The organism is Pseudomonas iridis (assembly GCF_017980685.1).
Lineage (GTDB): Bacteria > Pseudomonadota > Gammaproteobacteria > Pseudomonadales > Pseudomonadaceae > Aquipseudomonas > Aquipseudomonas iridis.
In genome coordinates this window covers 958,152-974,308 of the sequence record NZ_JACXXO010000001.1, presented here as the reverse complement: position 1 = coordinate 974,308, position 16,157 = coordinate 958,152, and the positions used below count along the sequence as shown (strand labels likewise).

General features: G+C 58.6%; 17 protein-coding genes. All 17 read left to right on the top strand.

The window, feature by feature from the left end; translation table 11 throughout:
• Positions 1-6: 6 nt before the first annotated feature.
• The 17 genes from IEQ42_RS04550 (at position 7) to IEQ42_RS04470 (ending at position 15,755) form a co-directional block, all read left to right on the top strand.
• Positions 7-1,218, top strand: coding sequence for a phage portal protein (locus tag IEQ42_RS04550; protein WP_210702685.1), 1,212 nt, complete (start codon positions 7-9; stop codon positions 1,216-1,218).
• Positions 1,202-1,846, top strand: a complete 645-nt coding sequence (locus IEQ42_RS04545; protein WP_210702684.1) for an HK97 family phage prohead protease — start codon at positions 1,202-1,204, stop codon at positions 1,844-1,846. Before IEQ42_RS04550 ends, IEQ42_RS04545 begins: the two co-directional genes overlap by 17 nt.
• Positions 1,843-3,051 (top strand): phage major capsid protein, encoded by a 1,209-nt coding sequence (locus IEQ42_RS04540; protein WP_210702683.1) that lies wholly within the window; start codon positions 1,843-1,845, stop codon positions 3,049-3,051. The genes IEQ42_RS04545 and IEQ42_RS04540 overlap by 4 nt, the downstream gene beginning before the upstream one ends.
• Positions 3,052-3,117: 66 nt before the next feature.
• Positions 3,118-3,309: a hypothetical protein gene (locus IEQ42_RS04535; RefSeq protein WP_210702682.1), complete on the top strand. Its 192-nt coding sequence runs from the start codon at positions 3,118-3,120 to the stop codon at positions 3,307-3,309.
• Complete coding sequence (locus IEQ42_RS04530; RefSeq protein ID WP_210702681.1) at positions 3,310-3,609, top strand: head-tail connector protein; 300 nt, start codon at positions 3,310-3,312, stop codon at positions 3,607-3,609.
• A complete protein-coding gene (locus tag IEQ42_RS04525; protein WP_338109769.1) occupies positions 3,609-3,929 on the top strand; it encodes a phage head closure protein in 321 nt (106 codons plus the stop codon). Before IEQ42_RS04530 ends, IEQ42_RS04525 begins: the two co-directional genes overlap by 1 nt.
• Positions 3,930-3,940: 11 nt before the next feature.
• On the top strand, positions 3,941-4,132 hold the full coding sequence (locus IEQ42_RS04520) for a hypothetical protein (protein ID WP_210702679.1): 192 nt from the start codon (positions 3,941-3,943) through the stop codon (positions 4,130-4,132).
• Positions 4,133-4,135: 3 nt separating this feature from the next.
• Positions 4,136-4,639: an HK97 gp10 family phage protein gene (locus tag IEQ42_RS04515; protein WP_210702678.1), complete on the top strand. Its 504-nt coding sequence runs from the start codon at positions 4,136-4,138 to the stop codon at positions 4,637-4,639.
• On the top strand, positions 4,632-5,015 hold the full coding sequence (locus tag IEQ42_RS04510; RefSeq protein WP_210702677.1) for a DUF3168 domain-containing protein: 384 nt from the start codon (positions 4,632-4,634) through the stop codon (positions 5,013-5,015). The genes IEQ42_RS04515 and IEQ42_RS04510 overlap by 8 nt, the downstream gene beginning before the upstream one ends.
• A gap of 56 nt (positions 5,016-5,071) precedes the next feature.
• Positions 5,072-5,542 (top strand): hypothetical protein, encoded by a 471-nt coding sequence (locus tag IEQ42_RS04505; protein WP_024011774.1) that lies wholly within the window; start codon positions 5,072-5,074, stop codon positions 5,540-5,542.
• A gap of 69 nt (positions 5,543-5,611) precedes the next feature.
• The gene (locus tag IEQ42_RS04500; RefSeq protein WP_210702676.1) at positions 5,612-5,962 is read left to right on the top strand and encodes a hypothetical protein; all 351 of its coding nucleotides are present in this window, start codon (positions 5,612-5,614) and stop codon (positions 5,960-5,962) included.
• A 107-nt stretch (positions 5,963-6,069) separates the two neighbouring features.
• Entirely contained in the window at positions 6,070-6,216 is a 147-nt protein-coding gene (locus tag IEQ42_RS04495) for a hypothetical protein (protein WP_215729522.1), read from the top strand.
• Positions 6,217-6,270: 54 nt separating this feature from the next.
• Positions 6,271-12,393, top strand: coding sequence for a tape measure protein (locus tag IEQ42_RS04490; RefSeq protein ID WP_210702675.1), 6,123 nt, complete (start codon positions 6,271-6,273; stop codon positions 12,391-12,393).
• Complete coding sequence (locus tag IEQ42_RS04485) at positions 12,390-13,319, top strand: hypothetical protein (RefSeq protein ID WP_210702674.1); 930 nt, start codon at positions 12,390-12,392, stop codon at positions 13,317-13,319. Before IEQ42_RS04490 ends, IEQ42_RS04485 begins: the two co-directional genes overlap by 4 nt.
• The gene (locus tag IEQ42_RS04480) at positions 13,319-14,842 is read left to right on the top strand and encodes a WD40/YVTN/BNR-like repeat-containing protein (RefSeq protein WP_210702673.1); all 1,524 of its coding nucleotides are present in this window, start codon (positions 13,319-13,321) and stop codon (positions 14,840-14,842) included. Before IEQ42_RS04485 ends, IEQ42_RS04480 begins: the two co-directional genes overlap by 1 nt.
• Positions 14,839-15,354: a DUF4376 domain-containing protein gene (locus IEQ42_RS04475; protein WP_210702672.1), complete on the top strand. Its 516-nt coding sequence runs from the start codon at positions 14,839-14,841 to the stop codon at positions 15,352-15,354. Before IEQ42_RS04480 ends, IEQ42_RS04475 begins: the two co-directional genes overlap by 4 nt.
• Positions 15,351-15,755, top strand: coding sequence for a DUF1353 domain-containing protein (locus IEQ42_RS04470; protein ID WP_210702671.1), 405 nt, complete (start codon positions 15,351-15,353; stop codon positions 15,753-15,755). The genes IEQ42_RS04475 and IEQ42_RS04470 overlap by 4 nt, the downstream gene beginning before the upstream one ends.
• The last annotated feature ends 402 nt before the right edge of the window (positions 15,756-16,157 follow it).

The window sequence follows — 16,157 nt, the reverse complement described above, 5'->3', positions numbered from 1 at the left end:
CTCACTATGGCTTCTCGCTGGTACAACCCGATGAGCTGGAGTTTCTTCGGCTTCAATGATCCAAAGACGGGCCAGTACGTCGAGGTGAATACCGACATCGGCGGGGAGACGCGCTCGGGTGAGGTGATAACGCCGAAGAAAGCGATGGCCATCCCGATCGTCTGGGCGTGCATCAAAATACTGAGCGAAACCGTATCTGGCCTTCCACTAAAGCTTTACGACGATCTGCCAGCAGGTCGGGTGCTTGCGAAGGGCAACAGCAGAGCGGCGCGGCTACTGGGCAAGCCCAACCCCTACATGACGATGCTCAACTTCATCAAGGCCATCATCGTCAACATGGCGCTTCGAGGAAATGCGTTCGCGCTTATCGAGCGTAACGATGCGGGGGAGTTCATCGGCTTTATACCGTTGAGTGCCGACGCAGTCGAAGTGAACACTGACGACGAGCTCATTTACTGGGTGACGTCGAACGGCCAGCGCTTCCCTGTATCTCCCGAGTTCATGCTGCACTTCAAAATATTCAGTGCTGACGGCATCAACGGTTTGTCCCCAGTCGAATTTCAAAAGGAAGCGATGGGCTTGGCCAAGGCCGCTCAGAGCTGGTCGTCACGGTTCATGCGCAAAGGTGGCTTCACCGGCGGCTATGTGATCTACGACAACTTCCTGACCGAGGAGCAACAAGCGCAGGTCCTCGCCAAATTCCCCAAGATCCGTGACGGCGACGTTGAAGACATCGGCAAGATGGGGTTGTTGCAGGGCGGGCCGAAAATTGTGCCGGCTGGCATGACGCAGAAAGACAGCCAGTTCATCGAATCGCAGCAGTTCCAGGAAGAGGCGCTTGCCGGTATCTGGGGCGTTCCGCTGTACCTGGCCAACCGCGCGGGCAAGACCTCAATCATGGGTTCTAACCTGGAGCAGCAGACCAGCGGGTTCATCACCTTTGGCTTGAGTCCCTACATCAAGGCGATTGAGGACGAGATCAACGACAAGCTCTTTGGCGGCACGACTCAGTTCGTCGAGTTCGTAGTGGAGGGCATTCTGCGCGCCGATAGCGCTGGACGGGCCACCTACTACGGTAGCGCTCTCGGCGGGTCTGGTGGCTCCGGCTGGATGACCATCAACGAAGTCCGCCGCAAAGAAAACCTTCCTCCTCTGGCTGGCGAAGAATACGACCGGGTCACCCGGTGGGAGATGCAAACCAATGCTAAGCAAGATTGAAGTTCCCTTCGAAGTAAAGGCCAGCGACGAGCTCGGCAACTTCGAGGGCTACGCCGCGGTATTCAACAACATCGACCTGGGTGACGACGTGATTCTGCCGGGTGCGTTCACGAAGGTTAAGACCACCCGTGCGGGCCGCTTGAAGCTGGCGCTGTTCCATGACCTGACTCGGCTCGTCGGTTCCGCTGAGTTCAGTCAGGACGACCATGGCCTGTACATCAAGGGCAAGGTCAACTTGGCCGTGAGCTACGCCCGTGACGCTTACGAACTGATGAAGGAGGGCACGCTAGACAGCATGTCCATCGGTTTCAACACGATCCTCGCGGCCTATGAAGAGCGCGAGGGACGTAGCGTGCGGATCATCAAACAGGCGGAGCTCTGGGAGGCTTCGCTGGTGCCGTTCGGAATGAACCCAGCGGCACAGGTTACCGACGTTAAGTCGGACATCAGAATTTTTGAGAAGGCCCTGCGCGACCGCATGGGCCTTTCCCAAAAGGAGGCGGCAGCAGTCGCCTCGCTCGGCTATTCCGCAGTGCACCGTGATGGTGACGCTGGGGCCACGGCGATCGTGGAAGAGCTGAAAACACTCTCCAGCACTTTTGACCAATTTTTTAAGGTGTCGCCATGACCGATCAAATCCAAGAAGTAAAAAGCTCGCTCGAAAACCAACTGAAAGAAGGTTTCGGTGGCTTGCAGAAGAAGTACGACGCTGTCGCCGATGAACTGCAAAAGGGCAACACCGTCACCGCTGAGATGAAATCTCAGATCGAAAACCAAAAAGGCGAGATCGAGCGCGTCATCGAGCAGGTTCAGAAGCTCGAAGAAAAGGGCGTCAAGCTGCGTGCGGCCGGCGGCGAGAAGAAAAGCTTCATCGACTTCGTCAAAGGTAACGAGAAGTACCAGGCGCTGGCTCAGAAAAATCAGTCTTCGGCCGAGATCGAGGTTAGCAAATCCGACATGGCGGCGATGGCTGAGACCAAGGTCACCAGCTCTGGCCTTGTGGCTCCGCAATACGATCCGGTGATTCAAGGCGCTCCTCGTCAGAATCTGCTGATTCGTGACTTGATCCCGACCACTCCAGTGACCGGCCAGGCTTTCACGTACTTCCGCGAACTGCTGCACACTCTGGGTGCCGGGATGGTGCCAGAAGGTGGGGCCAAACCGACCAACAATGTGACGTTCGAGCAGGTGACCGACACGATCAAGAAGATCGCCGTCTGGATGCCTGTGACCGATGAAGCACTGGACGACGTTCCTCAGCTCTACAGCTACATCCAGGAACTGTTGCGCTACGATCTCGAGTTGAAGCGCGAAGGTCAGCTGCTGAAGGGTGACGGCACCGGCAACAACCTGAACGGCATCATGACTCAGGCGACCGTATTCAATGCGGCTCTGACCAAGGCCAGCGACACCGCCATCGATACCGTTCGCCGTGCGATCTACCAGGCGCGCAAGCAGTCGAAGCTTCCGGCCGATGCCGTTGTTATGTCCGATCTAGATTGGATGAACATCGAGCTGCAGAAGGACGGCGAAAACCGCTACCTGTTCGCCAATCTGCAAGGTCTGGTCACCCCGGTGCTGTGGGGTCGCCCAGTCGTTGCCTCCGACAGCATGGACGAGGGCGATGGCGAAACCACTGGTGGCGAGTTCTTGACCGGCTCGTTCCAGCAGGGCGCACGGATCTACGACCGTATGGGCTTCACCATTAAGGTCGGCATGATCAACGACGACTTCATCAAGAACCAGCGCGCCATCCTGGTGGAAGAGCGTCTTGGCCTGGCTGTTCGCAAGAAGTTCGCCTTCGTGAAAGGTCGCTTCGCGCTGGCTGCGTAAGCCACTCGAATCGGAAAATGATCAATCCCTTGGGGCCTAACGGCCCCTTTTTTGTTGGAGAACACCATGGAATTGAAAGTGCTTTGGGGCTTCGAAGGCGATCCTGAAAAGCTCAAAACCGCCAGCGGCCGTATTCAGGCCGGGCAGATTCTCGACGTCGAAGACGAAGAACTGGCAAACACACTGATCGGGAAGGGCCTGGTCGAGAAGGCGAAGCCCTCCGCCAACAAATCCGCCAAGCCCAACGAGAACAAATAAATGCTCGACCTTGACCGCGTAAAGCTGCATCTCCGGGTCGATGGCGATGGTGAGGACGCGGTCATTTCGGGTTACCTCGAAGCCGCGAAAGCGCACGTGGCCATGCACTGTGATCGCGAGCTCGTCGAATCGGCGCCGACCGGTCCTGAGCAAATGGCGTTCACCCCGGACGTCGAGCAGGCGGTACTGCTGCTCGTTGGGCACTGGTACGCCAACCGCGAGGCCGTGGTGATCGGGACTATCTCAACCGCCGTGCCGCTCGCGGTGGAACGGTTGCTCTGGTACAGGAAGCGCTTCTGATGAGAGCCGGCCCGATGAACAAACGCTGCTCCTTGATGCAGTCTCAAGATCTTAAACGCCCGGGTGGCGGTCGCGAGGCCGTCTGGGTAGAGGTTGACAAAATCTGGGCAGAGATCGCCACTCCCAGCGGTAGCACTTCCCCGGTGGCGGACCGCCTTGAGGCGAAAGTCACCGCAGAAATTAAAATCCGGTACCGCCCCGACGTAGTCGCTGGAATGCGTATCGCATCTCCCAGGGGCACCTATCTGATCGTAGCAGCGCTGCCGGATCGGGACCCCGCCATGCTCAGGCTGTTGTGCTCGAGCGTCACCAACCCTTAGAGGTTATCCACATGAAAGTACGTGCCTTGGCCAGTATCTCTGGCCCCATGGGTCGCAAGGTCGCGGGCGACGAGTTTGTTGTCAGTGCCGGTGATGCCCAGTCTTTGATCGACCGTAAGCTGGTAGAGCCGGTGCCTGTTGAGTCGGCGCCGCTACCAGTCACCGAAAAGCCGAAGAAGCCAAAGGCGGCAGCCAAGGAGTAAGCCATGGCTGCGCGCAGATCACGAGTGTCCGGCGACTTCAAGCTGAGAAAGATGCTGCGCAATATCCACACCCAGCTCGACAACGAGCTCAAGCCTGCAATGCAGGAAGCGGCGGACAAGCTTCTGTCCACGATGAAGGAGCTGATCCCCAAGGATACCGGTGAGGGTGCGGCTGCATTAACAGCCTTTGTCTCGAAGAGCGGGCTGGATGCTGAGGTTGGGATTCGAGGCAAGAAGCTGAATAGGCGGTTCTTCTACTTAGGGATCGTGGAGCGCGGCTCCAAAGGTTACACCGAGGGCAAAAGGGCTGGCGGTCGCAACAAGCGGCCAACGAACAAGTCAGACGGCTCGACGTTTTTCGGAAAGTATCCGGATATTCCAGCTCGACCCGCGCATCCCTGGCTGCGCCCGGCCTATGACGTCAACAGGGAATTCATCCTGGCCAGCATCAAACACGCGGTCAGCAATACGCTGAAGCGAGCGGTCGAGGAGTTGGGCAATGGCTGATCCTTCCTTCGCGTTGCAGGTTGCGCTGTTCGACAGGCTTGAATTGGAAGTGTCCTGCCCGGTCTACGACAGCGTGCCGATGAACGCCGATTTTCCGTACGTCTCGCTCGATTATGAAATCTCAACCAACAACGATCCATTGGCGAGCCGCCGAGACATCCGATTTTTTTACTTGTCGGTTTGGTCTGACTTCAAGGGCCAGGAGGAAGTGAAGCGCCTCATGGCCGAGATCGATGCGGCGACTCACGAACGACCTCTTCCGCTTGCTACGGGCCGGGTTGTATCGATCCGCGTCGAGCGCAAACAAACAAACCGCGAGCCCGACGGCGTTACCTTCATGGGTAGCGTCACGCTGCGAATCGTCACCCAACACTAAACCGCTGAACCAACGCCGCCACGCGGCTTTATCACCTGTCCTCAGGAGGACTGCTTATGTCTATCAATACCGGCGCTGGCACGCGAATTTACATCGGTCCGCGCCTCACTGCCGATCTGCCAAAAGATCATGCCGCCGCCATCACCCTGTTGTCCGGCCTGATTTATGTCGAAGTCGGGGAAATGGAAAGCATCGGCGATTACGGCGACACCATCAACGATGTGAGTTTTGCCGGCTTGGCGGAAGGCCGAGCGAAGCATCTCAAAGGCCTGGCCGATGCTGGGTCGGTCGAGCTGTCCATCGGCTTCGATGCTGGTGATGCTGGCCAGCTCAAGTTGGTCGAAGCGTTCTTGGATCGCTCCCGTTATGACTATCCGATCAAGGTCGTATACGTCGACGGTGAAACTGACTACATGGCTGCCAAGGTCATGAGCAACAAGAAAACCGGCATCAGTGTCGAGGGCGTGCTCAAGCGCACCGTGACCCTAGGTATCAACTCCGAAGTGTACGAGGTCATCGAGCCTTAATCGGTCGGCGTCACCTGGCGCCGCAACCTGCGGCGTCAGCCCTTCTTCATTCGATAGAGAGAAATATCCATGTCCAAGACCAACCACGGCACCGTTGAAGTCACCCTCGGCGACGAAGTCTTCACCCTGAAACCTACGTTGAAAGCCATGAAAGCGATTGAAGGTCGCTTTGGCGGGATCCTGCCTGCAATGCAATCGGTGGGCACTGCGAATCTGTCTACCATCGCCTTCATTGTCGCGATCGGCACCGGCGTGAACCTGGCCAAGAAAGACGCTGCCGCGCCTATCGAGGAAGCCGTGTTCGAGGAAGGAATCGATAGCGCCGGCGGCCAGGTCATTCCGTATCTGAAAGGCTTCCTGAATCCTGCCGGTAAGAGTGATGCCGAGCTGGAAGCTCAGGCCGAGTCGGGAAACGAGTAAAGCGGGATCCCGACCTCAGCGTAGTCGATGAGCTATTCAACATAGCCACCGGCTGGCTGGGGTGGTCGCCGAGCGAAGCCTGGAACACGCCCGTCGTTGAGATCGTCATGGCCTGGGATTCGAAGCGTCAATTCCTGATCGACACGAACCCATTCGGCGGTGGTGGGGAGAAGGACAAGATCGACAGAAAGGCCGTGGCCAAGGAAGCGCGTATGGGGTTTCGTGTTGCGGCCATGGGCAGGAAAAAAGACTAGACACCGATTTACCCAAACCGCGTTGTGCGGTTTTTTTCGCCTGGAGGAAAGTAAATGGCTGACGCCGACGTTCAAGGCATGCTGATTCGTATCGAGGCTACTACGGCACAGCTCCGCCAGGAGATCGCCCGAGGCGAGGCGGCGGTTGCGCAGTCGGCCGGCAAAATGGATACGAGTCTTGGGCGTATCGATTCTGCGTTTGATCGCGCAGGGGCGAGCGCGCAAAGCGCTGGCGGGCTTATCAAGGGTGCCTTGGCGGCTGCCATTGGCGCCGCTTCTATCGGTACCATAATCAAGACTGCCGACTCCTACTCGCAGATGTCCGACCGTATTGGTCTGGCGACCAAGAGCTTCGGCGAGTACAACACGGTGCAAGAGCGATTGCTTGCCACCGCAAATCGCACCTACCGTCCACTTGAAGAGGCGCAAGAACTCTACATCCGCACCTCCGACAGCCTTAGATCTATGGGGCTTAGCGCTGACCAGTCCATGGATGTCATGGACAGTTTTAGCTACCTTCTGGTGACAAACTCGGCATCTGCTGACAAGGCCAGCTCTGCCATCGATGCGTATTCGAAGTCGCTGCAGACTGGCAAGGTTGAGGCCGATTCCTGGCAGGCGATACTCGCCGCGATGCCTACGATTGTCGACACTCTCTCAAAATCAACAAACAAGTCTGCCGAGGAAATCCGAAGCCTGGGCGCGCAAGGCAAGCTCAGCCTCGACACCTTGACTCAGGGTTTGCGCAAGAGCGCTGAGGCGAACGGCCTGCTCGCTGACAGCATGGGCGTAGCGGTTCGCGATGCAATGGTGGCGCTCAACAACGCTTTCACTGTGTACATCGGGCAGCTCAACGAAACAACTGACGGCACTGGGATTCTTGCGTCCGGAATATCAGTGCTGGCTGAGAACTTCGGAACAATTGCTGAGGTTGCTGGTGTCGCTGCTGCCGGTACTCTCGCAGCTTATGCTCGCGGGCTTGCCGCGTCGGCTGCAGGTGCTGTCCTTGCGACGAAGGCGGCCATTGACGACGCGATGGCTCGTCGAGCCCAAGCTACAGCCATATTGCTCGCGGCCCAGGCCGATCAGCAAAAAGCGCAAACGGCGGTTTTCCTTGCAGAGAAGGAGCTTGCCGCCTCGAAGACCCGTATCAGCGGCATGGCAGTTGAAAAGCAACTGTCGCTGCAGCTTGCGGAAGCTCGCATGTTGGAAGCTCGCGCTACGACAGCGGTAGGAGCAGCGCAGGGAGCCATCGTTGGAACTGGTCGAACTCTGCTCGGATTGCTGGGTGGCCCGGCAGGTATAGCGATGCTCGCCATTGGCGCAGCCACTGCGTTTCTCACCCTGCGAGACAATACCGGCTATCTGGAAAAGAAGCTGGGTGATCTTGCTGACCCTATCGAAAAGCTTACCAAGCGGTTCAACGAGCTTGATCGTGCCGGAAAGTCGGTGACTCTGCGCGGGCTTCAGGAAAATATCGCCGATACGCAGAGCAAGGTTGCTCAAATGTCTGGCGCTATGGCCGACAAATTCGAGAATGACCTTCGTAGCATGGGGGCTGCGGGGGCTGACGGCCTCATGGCAGGGTTGGTTAGTCTGCCAGGGGACACACAGGCGGCGCTTGATCGTGTGCGCAAGGCGTCAAAGGACCAGGCCTCTGGCATCGTAGTGGACTGGAAGGCGGTGGCTGATGAGCTGCGGCTTGTTCCTGGTGTCACGGAGGAGATGGCAGTTTCTATTGAGGAAAGTGGCACCTCCTCGGCAACTGCGGCCGCACAGCTCGCCAAGCTGAAGGATACGGTCTCTCAGCTAGCCGGTGAAACCAACGCTCTCACCCAGGCCGAGCGTGAAAACGCTGCGGCAAAGGCGGAAGCGGCTGGCGTGGGCCAGAAATATCTGGAGCAGCTGCAAAAGCAGCTCGCGACCTCTCAGGACAAAACCGCAGTAGAGGCTGCTAATCGATTCATTTCCGAGAACAAGCTTCTCACCAAGGAAATGGCGGCCGAGATCCTTAAGGTTGCGGCCGCGAAGGACGCCCAGAAGGCTGCGGACGATGCAGCCACTAAGGCAACCAAAAGCGGCACTAGTGCCGCTAAGGAAGCGGCGACCGAAGCGAAAAACCAGGCTAAGGCCCTTACCGACCTCAAGGCCCAGGCCGATATCGCCATCCAGTCGGCCACCGGTTTGGCGGCGGCATACCTGGCCGGTACGGACAAATCCCGCGAGTTCAGCCTTCAGCAAAAGGTCGAAGAGGCCCTGCTTAAAACCGGCGCGGCGGCACGGGCGGAAGTGGAGAAGGCACTGAAGGCCCAACAGGACGCGCAGGACAAGCTCAACGTCAGCCAGTCGGCGTACAACCTTCAACAAGAAACGGCGGACTTGATTGCGCAAGCCAAGGCCACCCTGATGGGCGCCGATGCGCTGGCTGCGTACAACGCGGAAAAGGCGCTGACCATTGCGCTTGCCGGCAAGAACATCGAAGTCGGCAGCGAAGAATATAAACAAATGCTGGCTGCGACCGAGGCGCAGAAGGAGGCGCTCAAACTTGTTCAGCAGGCAGGTAGCGCTGGCGGAATCATGGAGCGCCTGTATCCGGAGGCGAAGCTGCTCAAGGATTACACCGCTGATCAGGAAGCACTCAACGCTGCAATGGCGCTGTATCCAAAGAATGCAGCGAGCTACCAGGATGCCCTGGCCAAGCTTGGCAACGAGTACGAGGTCAACCGCAGCAAGGCCACGATCTGGGGGCAGATGACCGAGGGCGCAATCGATCGTATCGACGAGGCCTTTGCCAGTGCTTGGGGCAACATCGGCAGCGGTGCGGAAAGCCTGTGGGATAACCTGAAGAAGGGTTTCAAGCAGACCTTGGGCGAAATCGCTCACATGCTCACCACCAAGCCCCTGCTGGCCTCGATCAGCAACTGGCTGACTGGTTCCGACAACGGCCAGGGCTTGTCATCGATATGGGGCAAGCTTCTTGGTAGCGCAACGGGTCAGGGCGGATCCGCGGGCGATGCTAACGGCTGGGGTGGCATGGTCAGCCTCGGCAAAAACCTGTATTCGGCGTGGAGCAATCTCACCGGGGTGGGTTCGTCGATTGCCTCGGGCTATGCCTCCGGCGGCGTCAGTGGCGCTCTCTCTGGCGGTGCCAGCTATTACGGCAACATGCTGTCGAACATCGCCAGCACGCTATCCAGCGGGTTCACCAGTCTGATTGGCGGAAACATTGCCATCACTGGCGCGACCGCTGCCGGGACTGCTGCGACTACCGCCGCTTTGACTGGGGTGACTGCTGCTCAGGCCGCTGCTGCCGCTGCGACGGTAGGCGCCGAAGGGATCACGGCGGCTGCACTTCAGGGTGCTATTGCTGAGGGTGCGGCCTCTATTGGCACGAACATCGGCGTGGCCGGTGCAACCACGGCGGCGGCCTCTCAAGGTATTGCCGCGTCAATCTCGGGCGCACTCAGCAGTGCAGCAGCAATGTGGCCACTGGCAGTCATCATGGGCATGTACCAGTCCGGCAAGCTGTACGACGCCGGGGTTCGCCCAAGCATGAGTGAGATGCAGGCGACCGGCGGCGACACCGCGCTGGGCAAGGCGACTATGGCTCCGATTGCGCTGCAGTCAGGGATCATGGAGATCCAGGACAAGATCAACAGCAAGCTGGTGGGTGGCAAGCTGGCTGCAATCATCAGCGGCTCGACCTTGCACCAGGCGGTTTGGGGCGCGGTGGGCAAGAAGCTGTTCGGGGGCGCGTGGGAGACCAAGGACGGCGGCATCTCCCTCGGTGTCGAAAATGGCGAGTTCGATCCGCAGCAGTACATTTACCAGAAGAAAAAAGGGGGCTTGTTTTCGAGCAGTAAGAAACGAACGCGCTATAGCGACCTCGACGCAGAGACTGAAAGCGCGCTCGGCGCCGCCTATAACGACAAGCTGCTCAATTCCATGGGGCTGTTTTCGGCGCTCGGCGTTCAGCTGAGCGAGACGGTGCTCGACGGCTTGAACGTGGCGGCCAGTAAGATCAGCACCAAGGGCAAGACAGCGGAAGCTGTCCAGGAAGAGCTGGATAAATGGTTCGCTGGTTTGGGCGACTCGGCTGTCTCGGCAATCAATACGGCGACCAGTTCGGGCTTGGGCGGTTACAACTTTGATCAACTGACCGAGTTTGTTAACAACCTGTACACCGTACGGGACGCCCTCAAGAACTTGGACGTCAAGGTTCTGGACGTGTCCTTGTCCAGCGGCTGGATGGCCGAGCAGCTGATCGCCATGGCGGGCGGGATTGAAGCCTTCAATACCGCGAACAATGCGTACTACAGCGGCTTCTTCAGCGACACGGAGAGGATGGCAGATACGCTGGCGGCGGTGCGTGCGCAGTTCCAGGCGATGAACGTGGTGTTGCCCGAAAATGCTGCCGGTTATCGCGCCATGGTTTCGGCCATCGACGTGACCACCGAGGCAGGTCGGCAGATGTTCGTGCAGCTGACTGCGGCCTCTGAGTCGGCCGCATCGGCTTACGCCATCCTCAAGCAGCGCCAGGCCGACTACTACGGCGCGTTTTACAGCGAGGCAGAAAACACCGCGCGCACCATCGCGGAGTCTACTGCCGAGATTAAAAGGCTCGGGGTAACGCTTCCTGGAACCCGTGATGCTTTCCGGAAGATGGTCGAGGACGCTGCCAAACTGACGACCGAAAGCGGAAAAGCGATGTACGACACGCTGATGGGCGTGTCGGGCGCAGCCGGGGCCGTGTTCGATGCCTTGGAGTCGACCGCTCAGGCGGCCGCCGACGCTGCAGTAGCCAAGGCGCAAGCCGCGGCTGACTTGCTCAATGCAGGTGTGTCGAACAGCTTCTCAGCAGTTCAGCGCGCAATCACTGCTCAGCAGAAGAAAGCGACCGAGGCCTACAACGCAACCAACACCTCGCTAAGCGATATGTCGGCCACTGCGTCGAAGGCTGTCACCGACCTTTCCACGGTCAGCAACTCGCTTGAATCTGCGCTGAAGTCCCTGCGCGGCACGTCTGACGATGCCGTGAAGATGCTCCAGTCTCAGGCTCGGGCAACGCTGCAATCGGCGCTGGCAACCGCACGTTCGGGCGGCTCGCTGTCTGGTTTCACCGGTCTTGAAGATGCGCTGAATACGGTCAGCGACAACAACACCGACCTGTACAGCTCGCTTGAAGACTTCAACCGGGACCAGGGCCGGACTGCAAACGTGGTCGCCGAGCTGAATGCCATCAACGGCAAACAGCTCACTGCCGCCGAGAAGCTGCAGGAAGGTCTGGAAACTCAGATCGACCAAGCCAAGGAGGCATACGACGCGCAGATGGCGCAGTACGACCAGCAGCTCGAATTCGCCCAGGCTCAGATGGATGCGCTTAACGGCGTAGACAACTCGATCATGGGCGTTACGGCTGCGATCAATGCCATGAACGCGGCGGTCGTGGCAGCGCTTCAAGGGCAGGCCACTGGCGCCGGCAAGGCCAACACTCCGGGCAACAATGCCGCGCTGGTCGAGACGCTTTATCAGTCGGTACTGGGTCGGGGGGCAGAGGCTGCGGGCGCGTCCTACTGGGCGGCCAAACTGCAAAGCGGGGCGGTCACCTACCAGCAGGCGGCAGAGACCATTGCCAAGGAGGCACTGGCGCTGGATGCGAGCAAGTACCAGGGCGCGGTGAGCCAGGCGGCTATCGCGGCATCCAAAGCGGCAGCGGCTGCTTACCTGGCCGGGCAGAAGGTTCCGGGCTATGCCACTGGCGGGCTGATCACGGGCCCAGGCACGGGCACCTCAGACAGCATGATGATTCGCGCTTCCAACGGTGAATACATGATGTCTGCGGCAGCGGTGCGAATGTTCGGTACCGGGCTACTGGATCAGATGAATGCCGGGCGTCTGCCGGCGTTCGCCATGGGCGGTGCAGTGGGTGAAACCGGCCCGCATCTGGAAATCACTCGGCCCAGCCAGATCTACAGCGCGTCGAGCCAGTCTTCTCGTTCGGGGCAGGGCGGTGGCGAAGCGGCAACCGTCGCCGAGCTGCGCGGCCTGCGTCGGGAGATGCAGACCAACTTCGAGTACATCAGCAAGCACATCAAGGCCACAGCGGATCACACCGATGAGATCGCGAATCGCGGTGTGCCAATCGTCGGCACAGTCGATACCAGGGTGGTTGCATGAGCGAAATGAAGGTTGTGCCGGGGATAGAGATAACCCCGGCTCGGCTGGTCCTGAGCAATTTGCCGGATGCGGATTATCCGGCGTACAACTCTGCGACCGCCTACAAGGTCGGCGACAAGGTAACGATTGATCGGATCAACTATGAGGCGACCGCAGATAACACGGGTCGCCACCCGGTCACCGACATTCCTACCACCGAGAAGCCATCCGCCTGGCTCAACATGGGCTGGGTCAACAAGTACCGGATGTTCAACAAGAGCGTTGGCAACACCTGGAAAATCGGCACCTTCACCTCAAACCCCGAATTGATCGACTTCACGATCCGTCCGGGCAAGCGCGTCAATTCGATTGGGCTGGTGGGGGTTTTTGCTTCAAGCGTCCGTATCGTCATGACCGTGCCAGGTGTAACCGACCCGGTTTATGACAAGACCTTTTCCATGTCGCTCAAGGCCGGCGGCAGCTGGTACCAGTATTACTTCGGGCAGTTCACGACGAAGGACAACCTGGCTGACTTCGAGCTGCCGCCCTTCAACAACGCTGATATCCGCGTGATCGTCAGCGCGCCGGGTGGTACCGCTCAGGTCGGCATTATGGTGCTGGGCTGGGGCAAGGGCATCGGGACCGCTGTCTACGGAACCAATCTGGGTCGCAAGAACTACTCGACCATCAAGGAAGAGTTCGACGGCAGCATCACCATCACCCGGCGCGGTAAGCGCAGGTTAATCGACTTTCAGGTTGTTCTTCAGGACGACCAGATATCCAGCGTCCAGCGCACCCTCGACGATGCGGGAGACACCCCAGCGCTCTATGTCGGGTCCAGCAAACTGGAATACACCGCGATCGTTGGCATCTTCGACGATTTCGATACAGGCCTTCCTACCTATGGCCGCGGCGAATACACGCTCAGAGTAAGGAGCATCACCTAATGGCAATCCCCCTGCTGAAACTAATGCCCGATCCACCGTTGCCAACCGATCCCGAAGCGGTGTTCGACGAAAAGGCCGGCGTCTACCTCTCAGCCGAACAAAACCTAGTCAATGTTGATATCAACGGCAAGCTGATTCCTGGGATCAATGAAGCAGTGACCCAAGTTGAAGCCGCTGCCAATGCGGCGGCAGATAGTGCATCTGACTCGGCTGCATCTGCAACCACGGCAGCCGAGCAGGTTGGTCTCGCAAACTCGGCCAGGGTTGCTGCTGAGTCTGCGAGAACGTCCGCCCAGGCAGCGGCCGCTGCTGCTGGGTCGGCTGCAGGCTTGCCCGCCCTGAACGGAGCTGGTAAATCGCTGATCATCAACCCCGCCAATAATGGTGTGGAGTTCGCCTTCGTGGGTCAGAGCGTGGGCGACGTGCTGGTGACCGCTCGAAACCCTGGTTCGCGATACCTGATTGAGGACGGATCGATCTACCTGCAGTCCGCGTACCCGGCGCTCTTCGCAGTGTTGGGGCTGTTGGGAGGCGTGATGGGCGCAGCGTGGCCGCTGATCACAACCACCATCCCGTCATCGGCGAACCTGCTTTGCGTAGATACAGACAAGAAAGGGGTATGGATTGCCGCAGGCGCTGCCGGTGCGATGTATCGCTCTACGAACCAGGGTGTTTCCTGGACTGCGGTTGATTCGAAGTTTGCCGCCGTAGCGATTAATGGCCTTGCCAATAACGGTTCTGGAACATGGGTCGCTGTCGGTGATTCTGGGCGTCTTTCGCTAAGCACTGATAACGGGATCACTTGGAACCTTGTCACAAGCGGGTTTGGCAGTTCCGGAATCTACGGTATTGCTTACTGCGGCAACTCTACCTTCGTAGCTGTAGGTGACACCGGCAAGGCATTTCGCAGCACCAACTCAGGCGCCAGCTGGGCTGCGGTATCCACTGGACTATCAACGTCCAATGCACATTTGGCGGTCACGACCGGCTCAGATGGTGTGGTAATGGCTGTATCCAATAGTGGCTTAGCCTTCCGAAGTGATGACAGAGGCGCGTCGTGGTTGTCATCTGGAACAGCTATCACTGGCACCCCTGTATGGGCCATTTCAAGCAATGGCGCTGAGACCTTCGTTGCAGCCGGGGCATCTGGAAAGATATCCCGAACCGAAGACTCCGGACTGACTTGGACCGTAGTTTCCACACCTAACTTCGGGACGAACACCATTCGCGGTCTATCAAGCGACAGAGCAAAAACATTCATTGCGGTCGGTGATGGTGGAATCGTTACAAAGAGCGAGGACGCAGGCAAGACGTGGAGAGTCGTCAGCGCTGGATTTGGCACGACATCCGTCCGTGCAGTCGGTAACAACCTGTCCGGGCTCGGTATTGCGGTCGGCGACGCCGGGAAGGTATCCCGCTCAACTCCAACCTACGCATACGACACAGCAACTCAGTTCAAGCTGAGAGAGGTCGTCCTGCCTGCTGGACCGAAGTCCTACATTAAAGCCCTGGAGGCATCATGATTTTCTATCTGTGGGATGAGCAGGGCCTTTACCTGGGCGAACAGGTCGCTGACGAAAACGGCGCACTGCCTTTGCGCAGCACCCCAACCAAACCGATGAAGCTCACCGGCACCCAGGTTGCACGCTGGACCGGTAGTGGCTGGGAGAAGCTGACAGCGGTTCCTATTCCAGAGCCGGTGCAGCTGCCTGACTGGCCAGAACTGATTGCCGCACGCCGCTTCCAAGTAGAAACAGGCGGTGTCACCGTGGAGGGTGTCCAGGTCAATACCGAGCGCGACAGCCAGTCGTTGCTGACGGGTGCGGCCTTTGCTGCATCCCTCGATCCTGAGTACCGGATCAAATGGAAGGCAGCGACGGGCTTCGTTGATCTAACGGGCGAGCAGATCCTGGGCATTGCCTCGCAGGTCCGGGCTTTTGTACAGGCCTGCTTCAATCGGGAGGCTGAACTGCTGGGCGCGGTCGCTGACGGATCGATCACTGCCGAGATGCTGGAAGGGGGTTGGCCGGAATGAGCCGCTTCACCACCACACTGAAAACCGAGCAGACCGACAGGCGCACGTACAAGCTGCTCGATGACCTGGTGCTGGCCGACGATTATCAGCGCACGATCATCGTGCCGGCCGGATTCGTCACTGACTTCGCCAGCATCCAGGTGCTGCACAACGCCTTTCTGTTCGTGCTGTTCGCGCTGGTGTCTGGGTACGGCAACTATGCCGCGACCGTGCACGACTTCCTTTATAGCTACGGGCAGGTTACGCGCAAGGAGGCCGACGCCGTCCTGTATCGCGCTTTACGTGCCGAGGGCGTTGCTCGCTGGAGGGCATGGCTGATGTGGGCCGGTGTCAGGATAGGCGGCGCCAAGCACTACACCAAGACCCCGACCCGTTCGGGGTTTTCTCCGTCTGGGGATTGAGCAAAGCCCCGAGGTTGGCCCATCGGGGCTTCTATTTTCTCTGCGTACCCTCATAGGCAGAGAACGTGCGCCGGATCCTAGCTCAAATATTCCGGCGGAGACAAACAGTGACTGCGTGATGTCGCATTGCTATATTTGTTCGCCGGAAAGGATGTCGAATCTCAAGGAGTGAGGAATGAATCGAATTTTTGTCATCGCGTTTTCCGCGTTGCTGATAGCTGGATATGTTTTGGTTTGGCATGCCGCGCCCTGGGGCTTGTCGTCCATACCCGGATGGGCGCCTTACCTAGCCTATTAAAACTATTATCGAACGAAGCCAGCCAAGTGATGGTTTTTTCGTGGGCTAAATAACAAAACCCCGGCGGTTCGCAATCGCCGGGGTTTCTATTCTCCTCTGCCCCC